Here is a 17961-nt window from a genome sequence, read left to right as displayed (position 1 = left end):
GCCGACCGTGCCCACTCCGGGCGGTCAGGCTTGATCCCTCCGTGGGCACGGTCGGCCGCAGCCCCGTCCCGGAGACCTCCGTGCGGTCCCGCCGGCTGCGCGTCGTCCCAGCCGAATCTGAGCTGCCGTGCCCGGTCCGGCTCGCCGCGTTGGTGGCTGCCGTCAGGGTGGCTGCTGCTGTCTCGGGGTCGTCGGCGCGCATGATCGCGCCCAGCACCGCCACGCCGACGGCTCCCGCCTCGACGCAGGCGGCCACCTGGTCCGGGCTCTGCACTCCGCCGAGCGCCAGGACCGGCACGGGGCTGTGCCGGATCAGCGTGCCGAGCCCGTCCGGGCGCAGGGGTGGGCCGTACCCGGGCTTGGTGCTGGTCGGGTAGACGGGCGAGAGGGTCGCGTAGTCCTCGGTGGTCAGTCGCGTCAGCTCCGCCCGGTCGTGGCAGGAGCGGCCCATCAGGCCGAGCCTCGGCGGCGGGTACGGCCCTGCCGACGGCAGGTGCACCGCGTCGCCGCCGAGCGGGTCGGGGCCGGCGACGATCAGGGTGCCGCCCGCCTCGGCGAGGATTGCGCGCAGCTCGGCGGCGAGGGCGGCGCGCTCGGCCCGCGGGAGGTCCTTCTCCCGCAGCACCACCCACCGCACTCCCCCGGCCACCGCCCCCGCCACGACCTCGGCCAACGGCCGCCGAGCCTGCCGTCGATCGGTGAGCAGCAGGACGCCGGCCGGCCCGCCCGAGATCTTGGTAGGAAACGGCCCCTCCAGGGGCTCTTCCCTACCAAGATCCGAAGTCGACGCCGAAACAGCGCCCGGAGCCGGCGCGGCACCCGGGGGCGAAGCGGAACCGGGGCCGGGGGCGGGGGCGGGGGCGGGGTGGGTCACAGGTCCGGCCGTCCCTCGTCCGGGGTGGAGGCGAGCGCGTGGAAGCGGCGGGCGATCCGACCCGCCCCGTACGCGAGCCGGCCCGCCTCGACCGCGTACCGCATCGCGGTGGCCATCGCCACCGGGTCGGCGGCGCGGGTGACGGCGCTGGCGAGCAGCACCGCGTCGCAGCCCAGCTCCATGGCCAGCGCGGCGTCCGAGGCGGTGCCGATGCCGGCGTCCAGGATCACCGGCACGTCGACGCCCTGCCGGATCAGCCGGATGTGGTGCGGGTTCGACACGCCCAGGCCGGAGCCGATGGGCGCGCCCGCCGGCATCACCGCCGCGCAGCCGACGTCGGCCAGCCGGCGGGCCAGGATCGGGTCGTCCGACGTGTACGGCAAAACCACGAACCCGTCGTCGACGAGTTCCTCGGCGGCGCGCAGCAGCTCCACCCCGTCGGGCAGCAGCGTGCGCTCGTCGCCGATCACCTCAAGCTTCACCCAGTCGGTGCCGAACGCCTCCCGGGCCAGGTGCGCCACCTTGACCGCCTCGCCGGCCGTGTAGCAGCCGGCGGTGTTCGGCAGCAGCCGTACGCCGCAGCGGTCCAGCAGGTCCAGCAGCCCGCCGGCGGTGCCGGGGGCGGTGTCGACGCGGCGCAGGGCCAGGGTGACCAGTTCGGTGCCGGAGGCACGGATGGCGTCCTCCAGCACGCGCAGGTTGGCCGCGCCGCCGGTGCCGAGGATCAGCCGGGACGTGAAGCTCACGCCGCCCAGGTCGAAGCTCACCGCGTCACCCGCCCTGGGCGGCGCTGAGCACCTCGACGCGGTCGCCGTCGCGCAGCACGGTCGCCGGCCAGCCCGTACGCGGCACCACCTCCCCGTTGACCGCGACGGCGAGGCCGCGCTGCTGGTCGGTGACCGCGCGGACCAGGTCCGCCACGGTCGAGCCGCCGGGCAGGCTGCGCCCGGCACCGTTCACCGTCAGTTCCACGTGTGCTCCTCCTCGGATGCGGACAAGTCGTGACCGAACCGGGCCGGGCCGAAGGGGGCGAGCAGCGGGTCCGCCACACCCGTGACGACCAGCTCGGCGATCAGGTCGGCGGTGACCGGGGTGAGCACGATGCCGTGCCGGTGGTGTCCGGTGGCGGCGAGCACGCCGGGCCGGCCGGGCAGCGGGCCGAGGATCGGGGCGTTGTCGGGGGTGCCGGGGCGCAGGCCGGCGAGCGTCTCCACCAGGTCGTACTCGGCCAGCTCCGGCAGCAGGTCGACGGCGGCGCGGAGCAGGCGCAGCACCGCCCCGGCGGACACGTCGGTGTCGGAGCGCTCCTCGACGGTCGCGCCCACCACCACCTCCCCGTCGGCGCGGGGCACGAGGTAGACGTGCTCGCCGTCGGCGTACCCCCGGATGACGTGCCGGAAGCCCGGCGCGCCGCCGCCGGGCGCGCGGAGCCGGACCACCTGCCCCTTCACCGGCCGCACGGGCAGCCCCGTCAGGGCCGCCGCGCCGCAGCCGGCCGCGACCACGGTGACCCCGGCGTCCACGTCGGTCAGGGAGCGCACGGCGGCGGGCACCAGCGTGGCGCCGGCCCGCTCGGCGGCCGTACGCAGCGCGGGCACGAGCCGGCGCGGGTCGACCTGGTGGTCGGTTCCGGCGAGCGCGCCGCCACGCACCCGGGGTGCCAGCGCCGGCTCGCGGTCCCGCAGCGCCGTGGGGCGCAGCGGCGTCACCGGCAGCCCGATCCCCTGCTGGTACGCCCACAGCCGGCGCGCCTCGGCCAGGTCGTCGGCGGTCAGCCCGACCATCAGCGTGCCCTCGGTCCGGTAGCCGACGTCCACGCCCGTGGCGGCGGTCAGCTCGGCGGCGAAGGCCGGCCAGCGGGCGGCGGAGGCGGTCAGCAGCCCGGTCAGCTCGTGCTCGCCGAAGTACGCCTCGGCGACCGGGGCGAGCATCCCGGCGGCGACGTGGGACGCGCCGGAGCCCGGGGCGGGATCGTGCACGACGACCCGCAGTCCGCGCTGCGCGCAGCGCCAGGCGATCGCCAGCCCGACCGGTCCCGCCCCCACCACGGCGACGTCCGGTCGGTTCAGCACCCCAGCGCTCCCAGCAGCTCCGCCGTCGCCCGACCCGGATCCGCCGCCCCGGAGAGCGCCCCCACCACCGCCACCCCGTACGCCCCGGCGGCCAGCAGCGCGGGCACCCGCGCGGCGGTCACGCCGCCGATCGCGACGACCGGCACGTCCACGGCGTCGGCGACGGCGCGTACCCCTTCCGGGCCGATCGGCGCCGGCACCCCCGCCTTGGTGCCGGTGGCGTGGCAGGGGCCCACGCCCAGGTAGCTGGCCCCGGCGGCGACCGCCTCGACGGCCGTCCCCGGCTCGCGGGCCGTGGCGCCGAGCACGGCGGTCGCGCCGAGCACCCGGCGGGCCGCCCCCACCGGCAGGTCGTCCGCGCCGACGTGCCCACCGGCGGCACCCGCCGCCAGCGCCACGTGCAGCCGGTCGTTCACCAGGCAGGTGACGTCGTACGGGGCACAGAGCGCGACCACCCGACGGGTCAGGTCGTACGCCTCCCGGTCGGTGGCGTCGTCCTCCACCCGGACCTGCACGACCAGTTCCGCGCGGGCCACCGCAAGGGCGGCCCGCAGCACGGTGAGCGGGTCCCGCCCCGGTCGGGTGTCGGTGATGAGATGCAGTCGCCCGAGGGACGGCACGGCAACACTCCTCCCTGCGCCGGCATTACCCGGATCAGGTTCGACGGTCGGGGGCTCACAGCCCCCCTCTCAGCCCGGTCCACCGGGCTCCCGTGGGTCACTTGCGGGTGTCACCGTACGACGGATCGCCGGATCCGCCAAGGTCGGGACGCGGATTTCACATCGACCGCCCGATCCCGAGGGATGGGGCGGCGGGTGACCGTCCCGTCACGCGACGCTGTCCGGATGCCCTCCGCCGCCCGGGTACCACCCCGCCTGGCCTTCCTGCCGTTCCGGGCCAGCGCCGCCATCGCCGACGGCCTCCTGACCTGGACGATGCTGCGCGGGCCGTCCTGGCGGCCCCTCCTGCCCGACGTCCACGTGCACCGTGACGGCTACCGCGCGGACGACCACCGGATGTGGTGCGACGCGGTCGCGCTGTCGCTGCCGGTCGGCGGGGCGATCGCCGGCCGCAGCGCCGCGTACCTGTGGGGCGTCGACCTGCTCCGCCGGGACGCGCCGGTCACCGTGCTGCTGCCACGCGCCGCGCGGATGCGCGCCCACCCCCGCCTTCGGGTGCACCGGTCGGTGGTGCCGGATTCCGATCGCACCCGCCTCGGCGGGCTGCCCGTCACCACTCCCCTGCGCACCGCCTTCGACCTGGGCCGCCAGGCCCCTCGGGACGAGGCCCTGGTCGCCGTCGACGCGCTGCTGCACCGCCGGGTGGTGAAGCTCCCCGCACTACGCGCGTACGCCGACGCGCGGCCGGGCTGGCCCGGCCTGCCCCTGCTGCGGGAGATCCTGGCGCTGGCGGAGCCGCTGGCCGAGTCCCCGATGGAGACCCGCCTACGGCTGCTCCTGCTCGACGCGGGATTGCCGCCCGCGATCGCCCAGCACGACGTGCGCGACGCCGACGGGCGCTTCGTCGGCCGGGTGGACCTGGCGTGGCCGACCCTGCGTGTCGCGGTCGAGTACGACGGCGACCACCACCGCGAGCGCGCCCATTTCCGCCAGGACGTCGCCCGGCTCAACGCCCTGCGCGCGGCCGGCTGGATCGTCCTCCGCTTCACCGCCGACGACGTGCTCCGACACCCCTCCCGCACCGCCGCCCTGGTGAGCCAGGCCCTCCGCGAGCGCCACCCCTCCGCCTGATCCCCGCCGCCAAGCCACGGGCGACCGGCCACCCCGGTAGCCGGCCACCCCGGTAGCCGGCCGGCCCGGTAGCCGGTAGGTAGGCCGGGTGGCCGAGTGGCCGGCCGGGTGGCCGGGTGGCCGGCCGGGTGGCCGGGTGGCCGGCCGGGTGGCCGAGTGGCCGGCCGCCTTACCCGGTGGCCGGCCGGCCCGGTGGAACACCATGGGTGCCTCCGCCGCCCCTTGACACCCATGACGTTCCACCGACGGGTGCGGTAGGGGTGTATCCCCCGATCTTGGGCACCGGCACCGGCACCGGTGGAACATGGCGGGTGTCTCCGAGGCCAGTTGACACCCATGACGTTCCACTCAGCCACCCGCAGACCCCACAGCCGGCGGTCGCCGGGGTGACGGGTGGCGCACCGCCCCCCGATGGCGCACCACCCGCGATAGCGCACCACCCGCGATAGCGCACCGCCCCCGGTGCCGCAGTGCTGCGGTGCCCGGGCGGGTGGGGCTCAGAAGGTTGCGCGTAGGGCTTCGAGGTCCTCGTCGGTGGGCTGCCAGGTGCCCGCCTCCGCGTTGGCGCGTACCTGCTCGGGCGTGGTGGCACCGGCGATCACCGAGGTCACCGCCGGCTGGGCGGCCAGCCCGCCGATCGCCACCTGGAGCATCGACAGCCCCCGTTCGGCGGCGTACGCCTCGATCGCCTCGATGGTGTCCCAGTCGGCGGCGGCGAGCCGTTCGGCGTACCGGCCGCCACCGGCGAGGCGGCTGCCTGCCGGCGGGGTCTCGTTGCGCTTGTACTTGCCGGTGAGCAGCCCGTTGGCGAGCGGGAAGAACGGCAGCAGCCCGAGGCCGAAGCGCTCGCAGGCCGGCACCACCTCGGCCTCGACGCCGCGCTCCAGCAGGCTGTAGTGGTTCTGTGCGCTGATGAACCGGGACCGGCCGTTCGACGAGGCCACCCAGTCGGCGTCGGCGATCTGCCAGCCGGCGAAGTTGGAGTTGCCCAGGTAGCGGACCTTGCCGGCGCGGACGAGATCGTCGAGCGCGGCGAGCGTCTCGTCGATCGGGGTGCCCGGGTCCGGCTCGTGCATCTGGTACAGGTCGATGTGGTCGGTGCCGAGCCGACGCAGCGACGCCTCCACCGCCCGGGCGATGTAGCGGCGGGCGCCCCGGGCACCGAAGTCGGGGCCGTTCATGCCGTTCATGTCCATGCCGAACTTGGTGGCCACCACCACGTCGTCGCGCCGGCCCTTGAGCGCCTGGCCCAGCAGTTCCTCGGAGCCGCCCTGCGGCTCTCCGTAGATGTCGGCGGTGTCGAAGAAGTTGATCCCGGCGTCGAGCGCGGCGTCGACCACCGCCCGGGTGCCGTCGAGGTCGAGCTTGCGGCCGAAGTTGTTGCAGCCGATGCCGACCACGGACACCACGAGCCCGGAGTCGCCCAACCGGCGGAAATTCATCTCATTGACTTCCTCCCCATGCCTGAAGGCGGGGGATTCCCGTACCTCACGGTTCGGGGCTTTCTCCTTCATCGACAGTTGCCTTCCCACGCTAGGCGCAGGCTGGTCTGACACCATCTCGAGAGACGGACACGGCCAGCCCGGCCGCCAGAATGTTGATCGCCGCGTTCACGTCCCGGTCGTGGGCGGCCCCACACGGACACGTCCACCGGCGGATGTTCAGCGACAGGGACGGGTTGACCCGTCCGCAGGTCGAGCAGGTCTTGCTCGACGGATAGAAACGGTCGACTGCGATGACGGTCCGGCCGTACCAGCCGGCCTTGTACTCCAGCATGCTTCGCAGCTGCGACCACGCCGCATCCGAGATGGCACGGGCGAGGCTGTGGTTGCGGACCATGTTGCGTACCGACAGGTCCTCGATGACCGCCGTTTGGTTCTCGCGGATGATCCTCGTGGACAGCTTGTGCAGCGCGTCGGCCCGCCGGTCGGCGATGCGGGCGTGGATGCGGGCAACCCTCAGTCGGACCTTGGCCCGGTTCGCCGACCCCTTCTCCTTGCGGGCCAGGTTCCGCTGTGCCTTCGCGAGTCGTTCCCGGTCCCGCTTCTCGTGCTTCGGGTTGGTGACCTTCTCCCCGGTGGACAGGGTGACCAGACTGGTGATGCCGGCGTCCACACCAACCCGGTTCGGGCTCGACGCGAGCTTTTCGATCGTGGCCTCTACCAGCATCGAGATGTGCCAGCGGTTCGCGCTGTCCCGGGACACGGTGACCGTTGAGGGGGTGGCACCGTCGGGTAGTTGCCTCGACCAGACGATATTCAGCGGCTCGGCGCACTTCGCGAGTCGGACCCGACCATCGCGGTAGGAGAAGCCGCTGGTGGTGAACGTGGCAGACGCCCGGGACTTGCGCTTCGACTTGAATGTCGGGTACCTGGACCGCTTGCTCCAGAAGTTGAGGTAGGCGCGTTGCAGATGCTGCAACGCCTGCTGCAACGCCACGTTCGACACCTCGGAAAGCCACGACAGGGCGGGGTCGCGCTTCCAGATGGTGAGCATCCGACAGGTGCCTGCGAACGTAACCCGTTCCTGGTCCTGGAACCAGGCGCGCGCGCGTTCGGCCAAGGCCCGGTTGTAGACGTAGCGGACACAGCCGAACGTGCGGTTCAGCAGGTCCGCCTGCTGCTCCGTGGGGTAGAAGCGGTACTTGTATGCCCGCTTCACCATTCGACTGGCCATGCTGAAACACTAGGGCTCCCGCGTTTCAGATGCACCTACCACGCGGTGGAACCATGGGCCCGCGCTACGAATTCTGGTCACGAGATCCACCCTATGCCGGCCGGCCAGGTACGCGCCGCGTACCTCGAAGCCGGAGGCAGGGCCGGACCGACGGCGGTAGACCAACAGACCAGACCCAGCAGACCGCTAGCCGAGCACGTCGTTGACGAGCCGACGGGCGGCGGTGAGCGTCTCGGCCAACTGCTCCGGCGTGTGCCCGACCGCTCCGAGCAGCGCCTGCGCCCGCCCGGCGAAGTCGGGCGGCGCGCCCGGCAGCCGCCCGGCGGAGGCGATCATGCCCTTCTCGTTGACCAGCCACCGCCCGGCCCGGGCGTACAGCACCTGGGCGAGAACGCCGACCACCCGGAACAGGCAGCCGGCCACGTACCCGCTGTCGCCGGCCGCAGCGGCCTTGGCCGCGCCGCCGATCAGGAACCGGGCCTCCCAGCCGCCGGCGGTCAGGGCGTCGGCCAGGGCGGGCGGGTACGCGAGGGCCTCCTCACGCAGCGCGGTCAGCTCACCGGTCGGGTCGCCGAGCACCCGGCAGTACGCCACCTCGCCGACGTAGGCGGGCGAGTAGAAGCCGAGCGGGTGCCCGGCCTGCACGCCTACCTCGTAGCGGCCGGCCCGGCAGTCGGCCCAGAGCCGGTGCACCCGGTCGAGGTCGCGGTAGATCCAGTCGACGGCCGCCCCGCCGATCCGCAGCCATCCGCCGCCGTCGACCCAGGGCCCCCACCCGCCGGGCCGGGTCAACTCGACCGCCTCGTCGGCCACCGAGGCGGCGACGGCGCGCAGCCCCGGCACGTCCAGCTCGCCCCGGTAGTAGAGGCCGAGGTCCCAGTCGGAGTCGGGCCGGTGCTCGCCCCGGGCCCGGCTGCCGCCGAGCGCGACGGCGACGACCCCGTCGACGGCGCAGAGGCGGTCGGCCAGGTCGGTGGGGATCACGCCACGTCCCAGACCGGCTCCGGTGTCTCCACCACCTCGTTGTCGCCCCGGAAGAGCACGAACCGGTCGAAGGTGCGGGTGAACCAGCGGTCGTGGGTCACCGCCACCACGGTCCCCTCGAACGCGGTCAGCCCGGCCTCCAGCGCCTCCGCCGAGGCCAGGTCGAGGTTGTCGGTGGGCTCGTCGAGCAGCAGCAGCGTCGCGCCGGACAGCTCCAGCAGCAGCACCAGGAAGCGCGCCTGCTGACCGCCGGAGAGCGTGCCGAAGCGCTGGTCGCCCTGCCCCGCCAGCTCGTACCGGCTCAGCGCCGCCATCGCGGCGTGCCGGTCCATGCCGGTCCGGTGCTCGTCGCCCCGCCAGAGGATCTCGACGAGGGTCTTCGTCATCAGTTCCGGCCGGTCGTGGGTCTGCGAGAAGTGCCCGGGGCGCACGCGCGCGCCGAGCCGGGCCATCCCGTCGTGCACCACCGGCGCGAGCGCGGCGGCGCCGTCGACCGGCCCGTTGGCCGGGTCGGGGTCGGTGCCGCCCCGGGCGAGCAGCCGCAGGAAGTGCGACTTGCCCGTGCCGTTGGCGCCGAGCACCGCGACCCGGTCGCCGTACCAGATCTCCAGGTCGAACGGGAAGGTCAGGCCGTCGAGCTCCAGCTGCTCGCAGATCACCGCGCGCTTGCCGGTCCGCCCGCCGGTGAGCTGCATCCGGATGTCCTGGTCCTTCGGCGGTACGGGCGGCGGCCCGGCCTCCTCGAACTTGCGCAACCGGGTCTGCGCGGCCTGGTAGCGCGACGCCAGCCCGTCGTTGTACGCGGCCTTCTGCTTGTACATCAGCATCAGCTCGCGCAGCTTCTGGTGCTCCTCGTCCCACCGCCTGCGCAGCTCGTCGAGGCGGGCGTGCCGGGCCAGCCGGGCGGAGTGCCAGCTCGCGAAGCCGCCCGGGTGCACCCAGGCGCTACCACCCTCCACGGCGACCACCCGGTCGGCGGTCTGGGCGAGCAGCTCCCGGTCGTGCGAGACGTAGAGCACCGACTTGGTCGACTCCCGCAGCCGCCCCTCCAGCCACCGTTTGCCGGGCACGTCGAGGAAGTTGTCCGGCTCGTCGAGGAGCAGCACCTCGTCGGGGCCGCGCAGCAGCAGTTCGAGGGCGAAGCGCTTCTGCTGACCGCCGGACAGGGTCCGGACGGGTCGTTCCCGGGCGCTCTCCCAGGGCAGGCCGAGCACGATGGTGGCGACCGTGTCGAAGAGCACCTCGGCGTCGTACCCGCCGACCTCGCCCCAGGCCGCGAGCGCGTCCGCGTACGCCAGCTGGGCCTTGCCGGCGGCGGTGCTGTACTTGCCGCGGACCTCGGCGGCGCGCATGGCCGCCTCGGTCTCGACCAGCCGGCGGCCGGCGTCGCGCAGCGCGGGCGGGGCCAGCGACAGGGCCAGGTCGGCCAGCGTCGACTCGTCGCCGATCATTCCGATGAACTGGCGCATCACGCCCAGCCCGCCGGCGCGCGCGATCGCGCCGGTCTTCACCGGCAGGTCGCCGGCGACCATCCGCAGCAACGTCGTCTTGCCCGCGCCGTTCGGCCCGACCAGGGCCACCTTGGCACCCTCCCCGACCCGGAACGACACGTCGGAGAAGAGTTCCCGGCCGTCGGGAAGGATGTGCCCGACCGCTGCCACGTCCACGTATCCCACGTCGGCATCCTGCCCGAGCACGGGCCGGGCGGCCCAATCAATTACCGGGTGACCCGCAGCACCCGGTAGCCCTTCTGGCTGGCGTGGCGCCCCACCTGCCAGCCCTGCTCGACCAGCCAGCGCTGCAACGAGTCCCCGCCGAGATAGCGGGCCACCACCAGCCAGGCGACACCGTCCGGGGCGAGCCGGGGCAGCCAGCGCAGCAGGATCGCGTGCAGCTCGTCCTTGCCGACGTGGATCGGGGGGTTGGACCAGATCTCGGCGAAGGTCAGCTCGGCGGGTACGTCGTCCGGCGCGGCGACGTGCACCCGGTCGGCTGCACCGACCCGCGCGGCGTTGGCAGCGGTGAGCTCCCGGGCCCGTTCGTTGACGTCGACGGCCCACACGGTCGCCGTGGGGGCGGAATCCGCGAGTACGCAGGTGATCGGGCCGAAGCCGCAGCCGAGGTCGAGCAGGGCGCCGGTGGTGTCGGTGGCCGGCAGGTCGGCCTTGCGCAGCAGCACGGCCGTGCCGGGGTCGAGGCGGGCGGCGGAGAAGACCCCGGCGGAGGAGGCCAGGGTGTAGTCGCGGCCGGCGACGGAGAACTCGACCTCGCGCGGGTTGGCGGCGGTCGTCGGTTCAGCGGTGAAGTAGTGTTCGCCGGTCACGCCGGCAATTCTCGCACCGCCGCCGCCCACGCCGTCGCGGACCCGACCCGGTTCGGTGCCGGTGCCGGTGCCCAGCACGAGCCGAAACGACTCCGCCCACAATTTCCTATTATTCGCACCTAAAGGGACAATGCCTCCTACTCTGGGCGGCATGGTGTATCGGTACGAGTCCGATGAGGACGCATTCATGGAGTACCCGGAGCCCGGGTCCGACGGGCCGGTGCTCGGTGCTGGTCCGCCTCCCCCCGCCGGCCCCTCCCCTTCCCGCTTCCCGACGCCGTCGCTGCCCCGCGCCAACCGGGTCGTGCTGCCCTCCGCCGCGCCGGAGCCGGTCCGGGCCGCGGCGCAGGTGTCGCCGCCGCCCGTCGCGCCGGAGCCGGTCCGCGCCGCGGCGCAGGTGTCGCCACCGCCGTCCGCCCACGTGCGCACGCCCGCCGAAGGGCAGGCGCCGGCCCGGCCGCACGCGCCGGTCGAGCCCCCTCCGCCGATCGAGCCGGTCGAGACGCACGCGCTGGTCGAGCCGCCGCCCTCACCCGGGCGGTCGCAGCGGGGTGGCGGCGGCAGGTGGTGGCAGGTCGTGGTCGGCGGCGCGGCCGTCCTCGCGCTGCTCGCGCTCTGCGGTCTCGGTGCCGCCGCCCTGCTGGCCGAGCGCAACGGGACGCCGCAGAACACGCCCACCTCCCGGCCGGAGGCGGCCGAGTCCGCCGACGTCGAGGCGCAGCCGCTCGACTCGCGGGACACCGACCAGGCGCCGCTGACCGCCAAGGAACTCTTCCCCGGCAAGCAACTCGTCGTCGCGGACGGGGAGCCCGCCTACAAGGTGTTGAAGAGCCAGTCCAGCGCCGCCTGCGCGGTGGCGGCCACCGGGGAGGTCGCCGACCTGCTGGTCCGCCTCGGCTGCACCCAGGTGGTCCGGGCCACGCTGCGGACGCCCGACGGCGGCCACCTCGTCACCACCGGCTTGTTCAACCTGACCGACCGGGCCAACGCCGAACGCGCCCGGGACCGGATCCGGCTGCTGCTCGACGAGCGGGAGGGCCGGTTCCGGGGCATGGCGGCCGACGAGGACAGCGCGGCCATCGCCACCGCGCCGGCCCGCGTCGGCTGGCAGGTGCGCGGCCACTACCTCGCGTACGCGGTGGTCACCCGCAGCGACGGCGAGACGATCAGGTCCGGCGACACGAAGGCCCGGGAGATCCTCTTCGACATGATCGAGCTGCACCTCAACCGGGGCGTGCTGGAGCGCCGGGCGGACGGCGGCACGGCCGGCCAGCCGACCGACGGGGGCGCGAGCGACACCGGCAGGCAGGACGGGGGCGACTGACCGGGCCGCGACGGCGAACGCGCGCAACGGGTACGTGGGCCACGGCCGCGTACCCGTTCCGCGTCCCGCCACCGGCCGCCTACGTCCGGGGCTCGACCCGGTGCGCCCGTAGCAGGTCGAGCATCCGGTCGTGCGGGACCGCGTACTTGACCCGCCCCTTGACGCCGACGGTGGTGCGCGCCATGAACAGCGAGTTCAGCAGTGCCTCCTCCGTGGCCTCCAGCACCGCCGCGAAGACCGGCTCCAGGTCGGACTCCGGCGCCGTCGGTGCCTGCGTGTCGGCGGTGGAGAACGCCAGGGCGTAGTCGCCGCTGCCGCCGGCGAAGTCCGAACCGACCCGCGCCATGGCGAAGATGGCCCGGCGGGCCACCCGACCCAGTTGCCGCGCGTCGAGGCGGCCGTCCGTGGCGACCACGATGACGCAGGAGTTCCCCGGTTGCTCCGGCCGGCCCGGCAGCGACAGGCTAGGCACTCCCACCTGCTCGGGGCGGATCGGCACCCCGCACACCTGTAGCAGGCCGGAGAAGTTGGACTGCACCAGCACACCGACGGTGACGGCGCCCCGGGAGGTCGTGGCGAGCCGCGAGGACGTGCCGATGCCGGCCTTGAAGCCGAGGGCGGCCGTGCCCGTACCGGCGCCGACGGCACCCTCCGCGGGCAGTCCGCCGCGGGCCTCCGCCAGCGCCGCGAGGACGTGCTGCTCCCGCACCGGCCGCGCCCGGATGTCGGACAGGAACCCGTCGTTGGTCTCCGCCACCACCGGGTTCAGCGACTCGACCGTCTCCCGGCCCGGCTGCCCGAGCATGTACGTGACGAGCGCGTCCGCGGCCCGGAACGTCGACAGCGTCGCGGTCAGCACCACCGGCGTCTCGATCTCGCCCAGCTCGGCCACCTGGGTCGAGCCGACCATCTTGCCGTGCCCGTTGCCCACGAACAGCCCCGCGGGCAGCGACCGGCGGTCGGTCAGCTGGTCCGGGACGATCGCCGTCACCCCGCTGCGGATGCTGTCCCCGTCGACCAGCGTGGTGTGGCCCACCCGTACGCCGGGCACGTCGGTGACGGCGTTCAGCGGTCCCGTCGGCAGCGTCCCGATGACGATGCCGAGGTCCCGTCCACGGCGAGGTTCCTGCACGGCTTCCACTCCCTTGACGCTCGACGATGCTGGCCGGGTACCGGGGCCTGGGCCGGACCGGGCGGTCAGCCCTCCACGGGTACGCGCAGCTGCCGGGTCGCCTCGGCGCGGCGGGCGTACTCGGCCGGGTCCTCGGGGTAGCCGACGGCGACCAGGGTCAGCCCGTGCGCCGGCGCCACGGTCACCTCGCTGGAGCGTTCCCGGCGGGCCAGCAGGCTGCCCGGCCACTCGGCCGGCCGGCGACCGTCGCCGGCGACCAGCATGGCGCCGACGAGGCTGCGCACCATCGCCTGACAGAACGCGTCGGCCTGCACGGTGGCCACGAGGATCCCGTCCGGGTCCCGCCGCCAGTCCAGCCGGGTCACCTCGCGCAGCGTGGTGGCGTTCTCCTTGCGCCGGCAGTACGCGGCGAAGTCGTGCTCCCCCACCAGCCCGGCGGCGGCGGCGTTCAACGCGGCCAGGTCGAGCGGCTTCGGCCAGGCCAGGATCTCGTGCCGGCGCAGCGGCTCGGCACCCCAGGTGGCGTCGGTGACCCGGTACTCGTAGCGGCGGAAGGTGGCCGAGAACCGGGCGTCGAAGTCGGCGGGCACCTCGGCCATCGCGCGTACCCGGACGTCGGTGGGGAGCAGCCGGGCCAGTCGGCGCAGCAGCCGTCCGTCGTGCTCCCGCCACACGGCGGCCGGCAGGTCGAGGTGGCAGACCTGCCCGGTGGCGTGCACCCCGGCGTCGGTGCGGCCCGCCACGGTCAGGCCGGTCGCCGTACCCGCGCCGAGGACCAGGTCGAGGGTCTCCACGAGCACCCCGGCGACCGTGCGCCGGGTGGGCTGGGCGGCCCAGCCGGAGAAGCCCGACCCGTCGTACGCGACGTCCAGCCGCAGCCGGGTGCGCTCGTCCACTCGTACCTCCGCCTCACGGGTCGGGCCCGGCACCCCACGAAGGGGTGCCGGGCCCGACGGTGGCCTGGATCAGGCCTTGTCGTTCTCGCCGGCCTCGTCGCTGTCCTCGCGGGCGGCGGCGGTGTCGCCGGACGCCGACACGGGCGCCTCGGCGTCCTGGTCGCCCGAGTTCGACTTCGGGGCCTCCTCGGCCGGGGCGAGCGCCTCGACCTTGTCCTGCTGCGCGGCCTTGCGGGCGGCGGTCTTCTTGTTCGCCTTCGGCTCGGCGACCTGAAGCTCCTCGACCAGCTCGATGATCGCCATCGGCGCGTTGTCACCCTTGCGCGGACCGGTCTTCACGATCCGGGTGTAGCCACCGTTGCGGGTGGCGAACCGGGGGGCGATCTGGTCGAACAGGGCGTAGACCACGTCCTTGTCCTTGACGACGCCCAGCACCCGCCGGCGGGACGCCAGGTCGCCGCGCTTGGCCTTGGTGATGAGCTGCTCGGCCAGCGGACGCAGCCGCCGGGCCTTCGTCTCGGTGGTCTTGATCTTGCCGTGCTGGAACAGCGCAGTGGCCAGGTTGGCCAGCATCAGCCGCTCGTGCGCGGGGCTGCCGCCGAGGCGGGGGCCCTTGGTGGGCGTGGGCATGCTTGGTGCTCCTCAGGTGTGGCGGCAGCGCGGACTAGAGCTGCTCGGTCTCGCGATAGTCGTCGGTGTCGTAGTCGGCCTCGCCGAAGGCGTCCACGACGTGCGCCGGGTCGAAGTTCGGGGCCGAGTCCTTCAGCCCCAGACCCATCCCGGCGAGCTTCATCTTGACCTCGTCGATCGACTTCTGACCGAAGTTGCGGATGTCGAGGAGGTCGGCCTCGGTACGCCCGATGAGCTCACCAACGGAGTTGATGCCCTCGCGCTTGAGGCAGTTGTAGGAGCGGACGGTCAGGTCCAGCTCCTCGATCGGCAGCGCCAGGTCGGCCGCGAGCTGGGCGTCCTGCGGGGACGGCCCGATGTCGATGCCCTCGGCGGTTTCGTCCAGCTCCCGGGCCAGACCGAACAGCTCCACCAGCGTCGAGCCGGCGGAGGCCAGCGCGGTACGCGGGCCCATCGACGGCTTGGTCTCGACGTCGATGATCAGCCGGTCGAAGTCGGTCCGCTGCTCGACACGGGTCGCCTCGACGCGGTACGTCACCTTCAGCACCGGCGAGTAGATCGAGTCGACCGGGATCCGGCCGATCTCGGCGCCGGCCTGCTTGTTCTGCGCCGCCGTGACGTAGCCGCGACCCCGCTCGACGGTCAGCTCCATGTCGAGCCGGCCCTTGCCGTTGAGGGTGGCGAGCTTCAGGTCCGGGTTGTGCACCGAGACGCCGGCCGGCGGCTGGATGTCGCCCGCCGTCACGTCGCCCGGGCCCTGCTTGCGCAGGTACATGCTGACCGGCTCGTCGTGCTCGGAGCTGACGCACAGCTCCTTGATGTTCATGACGAGCTCGACCACGTCCTCCTTGACACCGGGGATCGTGGTGAACTCGTGCAGCACGCCGTCGATCTTGATCGAGGTGACCGCCGCACCCGGGATCGACGACAGCAGCGTGCGCCGCAGCGAGTTGCCCAGGGTGTACCCGAAGCCCGGCTCCAGCGGCTCGATGGTGAACCGGGACCGGGTCTCGTTGATCGACTCCTCGGAGAGAGTCGGTCGCTGGCTGATGAGCATGTCTTCTCTTCTCTTCCGGGGCGCCCGCCATATGACGCCCACGACAAAGTGTTCCGGTGGCCCGCCCCGGACGGGCGGGCCACCGCAACGAGCTCCGACTACTTGGAGTAGAGCTCGACGATCAGCTGCTCCTGGACCTGCGTGTCGATGACCTGGCGGGCCGGGAGCGAGTGCACGAGCACCTTCATCTGGCTGGGGATAGCCTCCAGCCACGCCGGAACCGACTTCGAGCCGGCCTGAGCCTGCGCGACGATGAACGGGGTGAGCTCCTTGCTCTTGCCCCGGACCTCGATGATGTCGTGCTCCTTGACGCGGAACGACGGGATGTCGACCTTCTTGCCGTTCACGGTGAAGTGGCCGTGCTTGACAAGCTGGCGGGCCATGTCCCGGGACTGGGCGTAGCCGGCCCGGTAGACCACGTTGTCCAGCCGCGACTCGAGGATCTGCAGGAGAACCTCACCGGTCTTGGCCTTCTTGCCCACGGCCTCTTCGTAGTAGCCGCGGAACTGCTTCTCCAGCACGCCGTAGACGCGGCGGGCCTTCTGCTTCTCACGGAGCTGGAGCAGGTACTCCGTCTCCTTCGTGCGGCCGCGGCCGTGCTGCCCGGGCGGGAACGGCCGGGACTCGAACGGGCACTTCGGACCATCGCACTTGCTGCCCTTGAGGAACAGCTTCATCTTCTCCCGCCGGCAACGGCGGCAGTCAGCACCGGTGTAACGAGCCATCTCTCTCTAACCTCTCAGACCCGGCGACGCTTCGGCGGACGGCACCCGTTGTGCGGCTGCGGCGTGACGTCGGAGATCTGCCCGACCTCGAGCCCGGCTGCCTGCAGCGAACGGATGGCGGTCTCCCGGCCGGAGCCGGGTCCCTTGACGAACACGTCGACCTTGCGCATGCCGTGCTCCATCGCCCGGCGCGCCGCGGCCTCGGCGGCCAGCTGCGCGGCGAACGGGGTCGACTTGCGGGAGCCCTTGAAGCCCACCTGGCCCGAGGAGGCCCAGGAGATGACCGCACCGGTCGGGTCGGTGATCGACACGATGGTGTTGTTGAAGGTGCTCTTGATGTGCGCCTGCCCGTGGGCGACGTTCTTGCGTTCCTTGCGCCGGACCTTCTTGACAGCGGCTCCGGCACGAGCCTTCGGTGGCATAAGTCTGTGCGCTCCTATTACTTCTTGCCGGGCTTCTTCTTGCCGGCGACGGTCCGCTTCGGGCCCTTGCGGGTCCGCGCGTTGGTCTTGGTCCGCTGGCCACGAACGGGCAGGCCCCGGCGGTGCCGGATACCCGCGTAGCAGCCGATCTCGACCTTGCGGCGGATGTCAGCGGCGACCTCGCGGCGCAGGTCGCCTTCAACCTTGTAGTTGCCCTCGATGTGGTTACGGAGCTGGACCAGCTCCTCGTCCGTGAGGTCCCGGACGCGCTTGTCCGGCGAGATGCCGGTGGCAGAGAGCGTCTCCAGGGCCCGGGTGCGACCCACGCCGAAGATGTAGGTGAGCGCGATCTCCATCCGCTTCTCGCGGGGGAGGTCGACGCCGACTAGACGTGCCATGTGCGGGCGTACTCCTCGTGATGTTCTGGCGGAGGTGTGGACCCGTCCCACCCCGCTACCGACCGTTCCGTCACCGGCGTCGTGCGCCGGCGACCAGGTCGGTCGCTGCCCGAGCGGGCCCCGGCCTCCGACCGGGGGTCAACCACGATGAGGTACGCGATGCGCACCGCCCGCGGCTGGGACGAGCATGTGATTCGGTGTCTGGATCTGCGGCCCGGACCGATTTCGACCGACCGTTGTCACACGGCCGGCCGGAACTGGTTCAGCCCTGGCGCTGCTTGTGGCGCGGGTCGGTGCAGATGACCATGACCCGGCCGTGCCGGCGAATGACCCGGCACTTGTTGCAGATCCTCTTGACGCTCGGCTTGACCTTCACGGTTGCCTTACTTCCCATCTGGCCCGACGACGCGCCGAGGCGCGACACCGGACGTCGAAGACGGACACGGGGACGTCCCGGCCGCCGTCAGGCTTACTTGTAGCGGTAGACGATGCGCCCGCGGGTCAGGTCGTACGGCGAGAGTTCGACGACGACCCGGTCCTCCGGCAGGATGCGGATGTAGTGCTGCCGCATCTTGCCGCTGATGTGAGCCAGCACCTTGTGGCCGTTCGCGAGCTCCACCCGGAACATGGCGTTCGGCAGGGGCTCGATGACCCGACCCTCGATCTCGATGGCTCCGTCTTTTTTCGGCATGTACTC

Annotated in this window: 20 protein-coding genes, 1 pseudogene and 1 riboswitch; of the genes and pseudogenes, 2 read left to right on the top strand and 19 right to left on the bottom strand. The window is 73.1% G+C overall.

Going from position 1 to position 17961, the window contains the following annotated elements; translation table 11 throughout:
- Nucleotides 1-163: 163 nt before the first annotated feature.
- The 5 genes and pseudogenes from AB0B83_RS28050 to thiE all read right to left on the bottom strand — a co-directional run.
- Nucleotides 164-733: pseudogene (locus AB0B83_RS28050) on the bottom strand (thiamine phosphate synthase); the annotation flags it as partial.
- A gap of 137 nt (nucleotides 734-870) precedes the next feature.
- Entirely contained in the window at nucleotides 871-1641 is a 771-nt protein-coding gene (locus tag AB0B83_RS28045; protein ID WP_088998377.1) for a thiazole synthase, read from the bottom strand.
- Nucleotides 1642-1645: 4 nt separating this feature from the next.
- The gene (gene thiS / locus AB0B83_RS28040; RefSeq protein WP_132230919.1) at nucleotides 1646-1846 is read right to left on the bottom strand and encodes a sulfur carrier protein ThiS; all 201 of its coding nucleotides are present in this window, start codon (nucleotides 1844-1846) and stop codon (nucleotides 1646-1648) included.
- The gene (thiO, locus tag AB0B83_RS28035; RefSeq protein WP_357580674.1) at nucleotides 1837-2946 is read right to left on the bottom strand and encodes a glycine oxidase ThiO; all 1110 of its coding nucleotides are present in this window, start codon (nucleotides 2944-2946) and stop codon (nucleotides 1837-1839) included. Before thiO ends, thiS begins: the two co-directional genes overlap by 10 nt.
- Nucleotides 2940-3566 carry a thiamine phosphate synthase gene (gene thiE / locus AB0B83_RS28030; RefSeq protein WP_357580673.1) on the bottom strand — a complete coding sequence of 209 codons (627 nt, stop codon included), beginning with the start codon at nucleotides 3564-3566 and terminating at the stop codon, nucleotides 2940-2942. Before thiE ends, thiO begins: the two co-directional genes overlap by 7 nt.
- Nucleotides 3561-3669: riboswitch (TPP riboswitch) on the bottom strand. It overlaps the preceding gene by 6 nt.
- 122 nt (nucleotides 3670-3791) lie before the next feature.
- Between thiE and AB0B83_RS28025 the strand changes: the two genes are divergently transcribed.
- Complete coding sequence (locus AB0B83_RS28025; protein WP_357580672.1) at nucleotides 3792-4697, top strand: DUF559 domain-containing protein; 906 nt, start codon at nucleotides 3792-3794, stop codon at nucleotides 4695-4697.
- A 497-nt stretch (nucleotides 4698-5194) separates the two neighbouring features.
- Here AB0B83_RS28025 and AB0B83_RS28020 read toward each other — a convergent pair whose 3' ends face one another.
- From AB0B83_RS28020 to AB0B83_RS28000, 5 genes are all read right to left on the bottom strand, one after another.
- Nucleotides 5195-6139: an aldo/keto reductase gene (locus AB0B83_RS28020; protein ID WP_357580671.1), complete on the bottom strand. Its 945-nt coding sequence runs from the start codon at nucleotides 6137-6139 to the stop codon at nucleotides 5195-5197.
- Nucleotides 6140-6230: 91 nt separating this feature from the next.
- A complete protein-coding gene (locus AB0B83_RS28015; RefSeq protein WP_357580670.1) occupies nucleotides 6231-7373 on the bottom strand; it encodes an RNA-guided endonuclease TnpB family protein in 1143 nt (380 codons plus the stop codon).
- A 186-nt stretch (nucleotides 7374-7559) separates the two neighbouring features.
- On the bottom strand, nucleotides 7560-8357 hold the full coding sequence (locus AB0B83_RS28010) for a nucleotidyltransferase domain-containing protein (RefSeq protein ID WP_357580669.1): 798 nt from the start codon (nucleotides 8355-8357) through the stop codon (nucleotides 7560-7562).
- A complete protein-coding gene (locus AB0B83_RS28005) occupies nucleotides 8354-10033 on the bottom strand; it encodes an ATP-binding cassette domain-containing protein (RefSeq protein ID WP_357580668.1) in 1680 nt (559 codons plus the stop codon). The genes AB0B83_RS28010 and AB0B83_RS28005 overlap by 4 nt, the downstream gene beginning before the upstream one ends.
- Nucleotides 10034-10074: 41 nt before the next feature.
- Nucleotides 10075-10680, bottom strand: coding sequence for a methyltransferase (locus tag AB0B83_RS28000; protein ID WP_357580667.1), 606 nt, complete (start codon nucleotides 10678-10680; stop codon nucleotides 10075-10077).
- A gap of 151 nt (nucleotides 10681-10831) precedes the next feature.
- Between AB0B83_RS28000 and AB0B83_RS27995 the strand changes: the two genes are divergently transcribed.
- Nucleotides 10832-12004, top strand: coding sequence for a hypothetical protein (locus AB0B83_RS27995; protein WP_357580666.1), 1173 nt, complete (start codon nucleotides 10832-10834; stop codon nucleotides 12002-12004).
- Nucleotides 12005-12083: 79 nt separating this feature from the next.
- Here the strand turns inward: AB0B83_RS27995 and AB0B83_RS27990 are convergent, their stop codons facing one another.
- The 9 genes from AB0B83_RS27990 to infA form a co-directional block, all read right to left on the bottom strand.
- Complete coding sequence (locus AB0B83_RS27990) at nucleotides 12084-13136, bottom strand: P1 family peptidase (RefSeq protein ID WP_357580665.1); 1053 nt, start codon at nucleotides 13134-13136, stop codon at nucleotides 12084-12086.
- A 65-nt stretch (nucleotides 13137-13201) separates the two neighbouring features.
- On the bottom strand, nucleotides 13202-14032 hold the full coding sequence (gene truA / locus AB0B83_RS27985) for a tRNA pseudouridine(38-40) synthase TruA (protein WP_357580664.1): 831 nt from the start codon (nucleotides 14030-14032) through the stop codon (nucleotides 13202-13204).
- Nucleotides 14033-14101: 69 nt separating this feature from the next.
- On the bottom strand, nucleotides 14102-14662 hold the full coding sequence (gene rplQ, locus AB0B83_RS27980; protein WP_132230911.1) for a 50S ribosomal protein L17: 561 nt from the start codon (nucleotides 14660-14662) through the stop codon (nucleotides 14102-14104).
- A 34-nt stretch (nucleotides 14663-14696) separates the two neighbouring features.
- On the bottom strand, nucleotides 14697-15719 hold the full coding sequence (locus AB0B83_RS27975) for a DNA-directed RNA polymerase subunit alpha (protein ID WP_013735931.1): 1023 nt from the start codon (nucleotides 15717-15719) through the stop codon (nucleotides 14697-14699).
- Nucleotides 15720-15817: 98 nt separating this feature from the next.
- The gene (gene rpsD, locus AB0B83_RS27970; RefSeq protein WP_327029600.1) at nucleotides 15818-16444 is read right to left on the bottom strand and encodes a 30S ribosomal protein S4; all 627 of its coding nucleotides are present in this window, start codon (nucleotides 16442-16444) and stop codon (nucleotides 15818-15820) included.
- 14 nt (nucleotides 16445-16458) lie between these two features.
- Nucleotides 16459-16866 (bottom strand): 30S ribosomal protein S11, encoded by a 408-nt coding sequence (gene rpsK, locus AB0B83_RS27965; RefSeq protein ID WP_014440747.1) that lies wholly within the window; start codon nucleotides 16864-16866, stop codon nucleotides 16459-16461.
- 17 nt (nucleotides 16867-16883) lie between these two features.
- Complete coding sequence (rpsM, locus tag AB0B83_RS27960; protein ID WP_088998365.1) at nucleotides 16884-17264, bottom strand: 30S ribosomal protein S13; 381 nt, start codon at nucleotides 17262-17264, stop codon at nucleotides 16884-16886.
- Nucleotides 17265-17526: 262 nt separating this feature from the next.
- The gene (rpmJ, locus tag AB0B83_RS27955; protein WP_012184307.1) at nucleotides 17527-17640 is read right to left on the bottom strand and encodes a 50S ribosomal protein L36; all 114 of its coding nucleotides are present in this window, start codon (nucleotides 17638-17640) and stop codon (nucleotides 17527-17529) included.
- Nucleotides 17641-17733: 93 nt separating this feature from the next.
- Nucleotides 17734-17955, bottom strand: coding sequence for a translation initiation factor IF-1 (gene infA, locus AB0B83_RS27950; protein ID WP_007073013.1), 222 nt, complete (start codon nucleotides 17953-17955; stop codon nucleotides 17734-17736).
- Between the last annotated feature and the right edge of the window lie 6 nt (nucleotides 17956-17961).

The organism is Micromonospora sp. NPDC049060, from assembly GCF_040649055.1.
Classification (GTDB): domain Bacteria; phylum Actinomycetota; class Actinomycetes; order Mycobacteriales; family Micromonosporaceae; genus Micromonospora; species Micromonospora reichwaldensis.
The sequence above is the reverse complement of the archived record's forward strand: the minus strand, read 5'-3'. Positions and strand labels throughout refer to the sequence as shown.

Excerpts from the sequence above, each read along its gene's own strand:
- rpsD (WP_327029600.1), bottom strand. The coding sequence starts at position 16,444 with ATGGCTCGTTACACCGGTGCTGACTGCCGCCGTTGCCGGCGGGAGAAG.
- AB0B83_RS28015 (WP_357580670.1), bottom strand. The coding sequence starts at position 7,373 with ATGGCCAGTCGAATGGTGAAGCGGGCATACAAGTACCGCTTCTACCCC.
- infA (WP_007073013.1), bottom strand. The coding sequence starts at position 17,955 with ATGCCGAAAAAAGACGGAGCCATCGAGATCGAGGGTCGGGTCATCGAG.
- rplQ (WP_132230911.1), bottom strand. The coding sequence starts at position 14,662 with ATGCCCACGCCCACCAAGGGCCCCCGCCTCGGCGGCAGCCCCGCGCAC.
- AB0B83_RS28020 (WP_357580671.1), bottom strand. The coding sequence starts at position 6,139 with ATGAATTTCCGCCGGTTGGGCGACTCCGGGCTCGTGGTGTCCGTGGTC.
- rpsM (WP_088998365.1), bottom strand. The coding sequence starts at position 17,264 with ATGGCACGTCTAGTCGGCGTCGACCTCCCCCGCGAGAAGCGGATGGAG.
- AB0B83_RS28025 (WP_357580672.1), top strand. The coding sequence starts at position 3,792 with ATGCCCTCCGCCGCCCGGGTACCACCCCGCCTGGCCTTCCTGCCGTTC.
- AB0B83_RS27975 (WP_013735931.1), bottom strand. The coding sequence starts at position 15,719 with ATGCTCATCAGCCAGCGACCGACTCTCTCCGAGGAGTCGATCAACGAG.
- AB0B83_RS27995 (WP_357580666.1), top strand. The coding sequence starts at position 10,832 with ATGGTGTATCGGTACGAGTCCGATGAGGACGCATTCATGGAGTACCCG.
- rpsK (WP_014440747.1), bottom strand. The coding sequence starts at position 16,866 with ATGCCACCGAAGGCTCGTGCCGGAGCCGCTGTCAAGAAGGTCCGGCGC.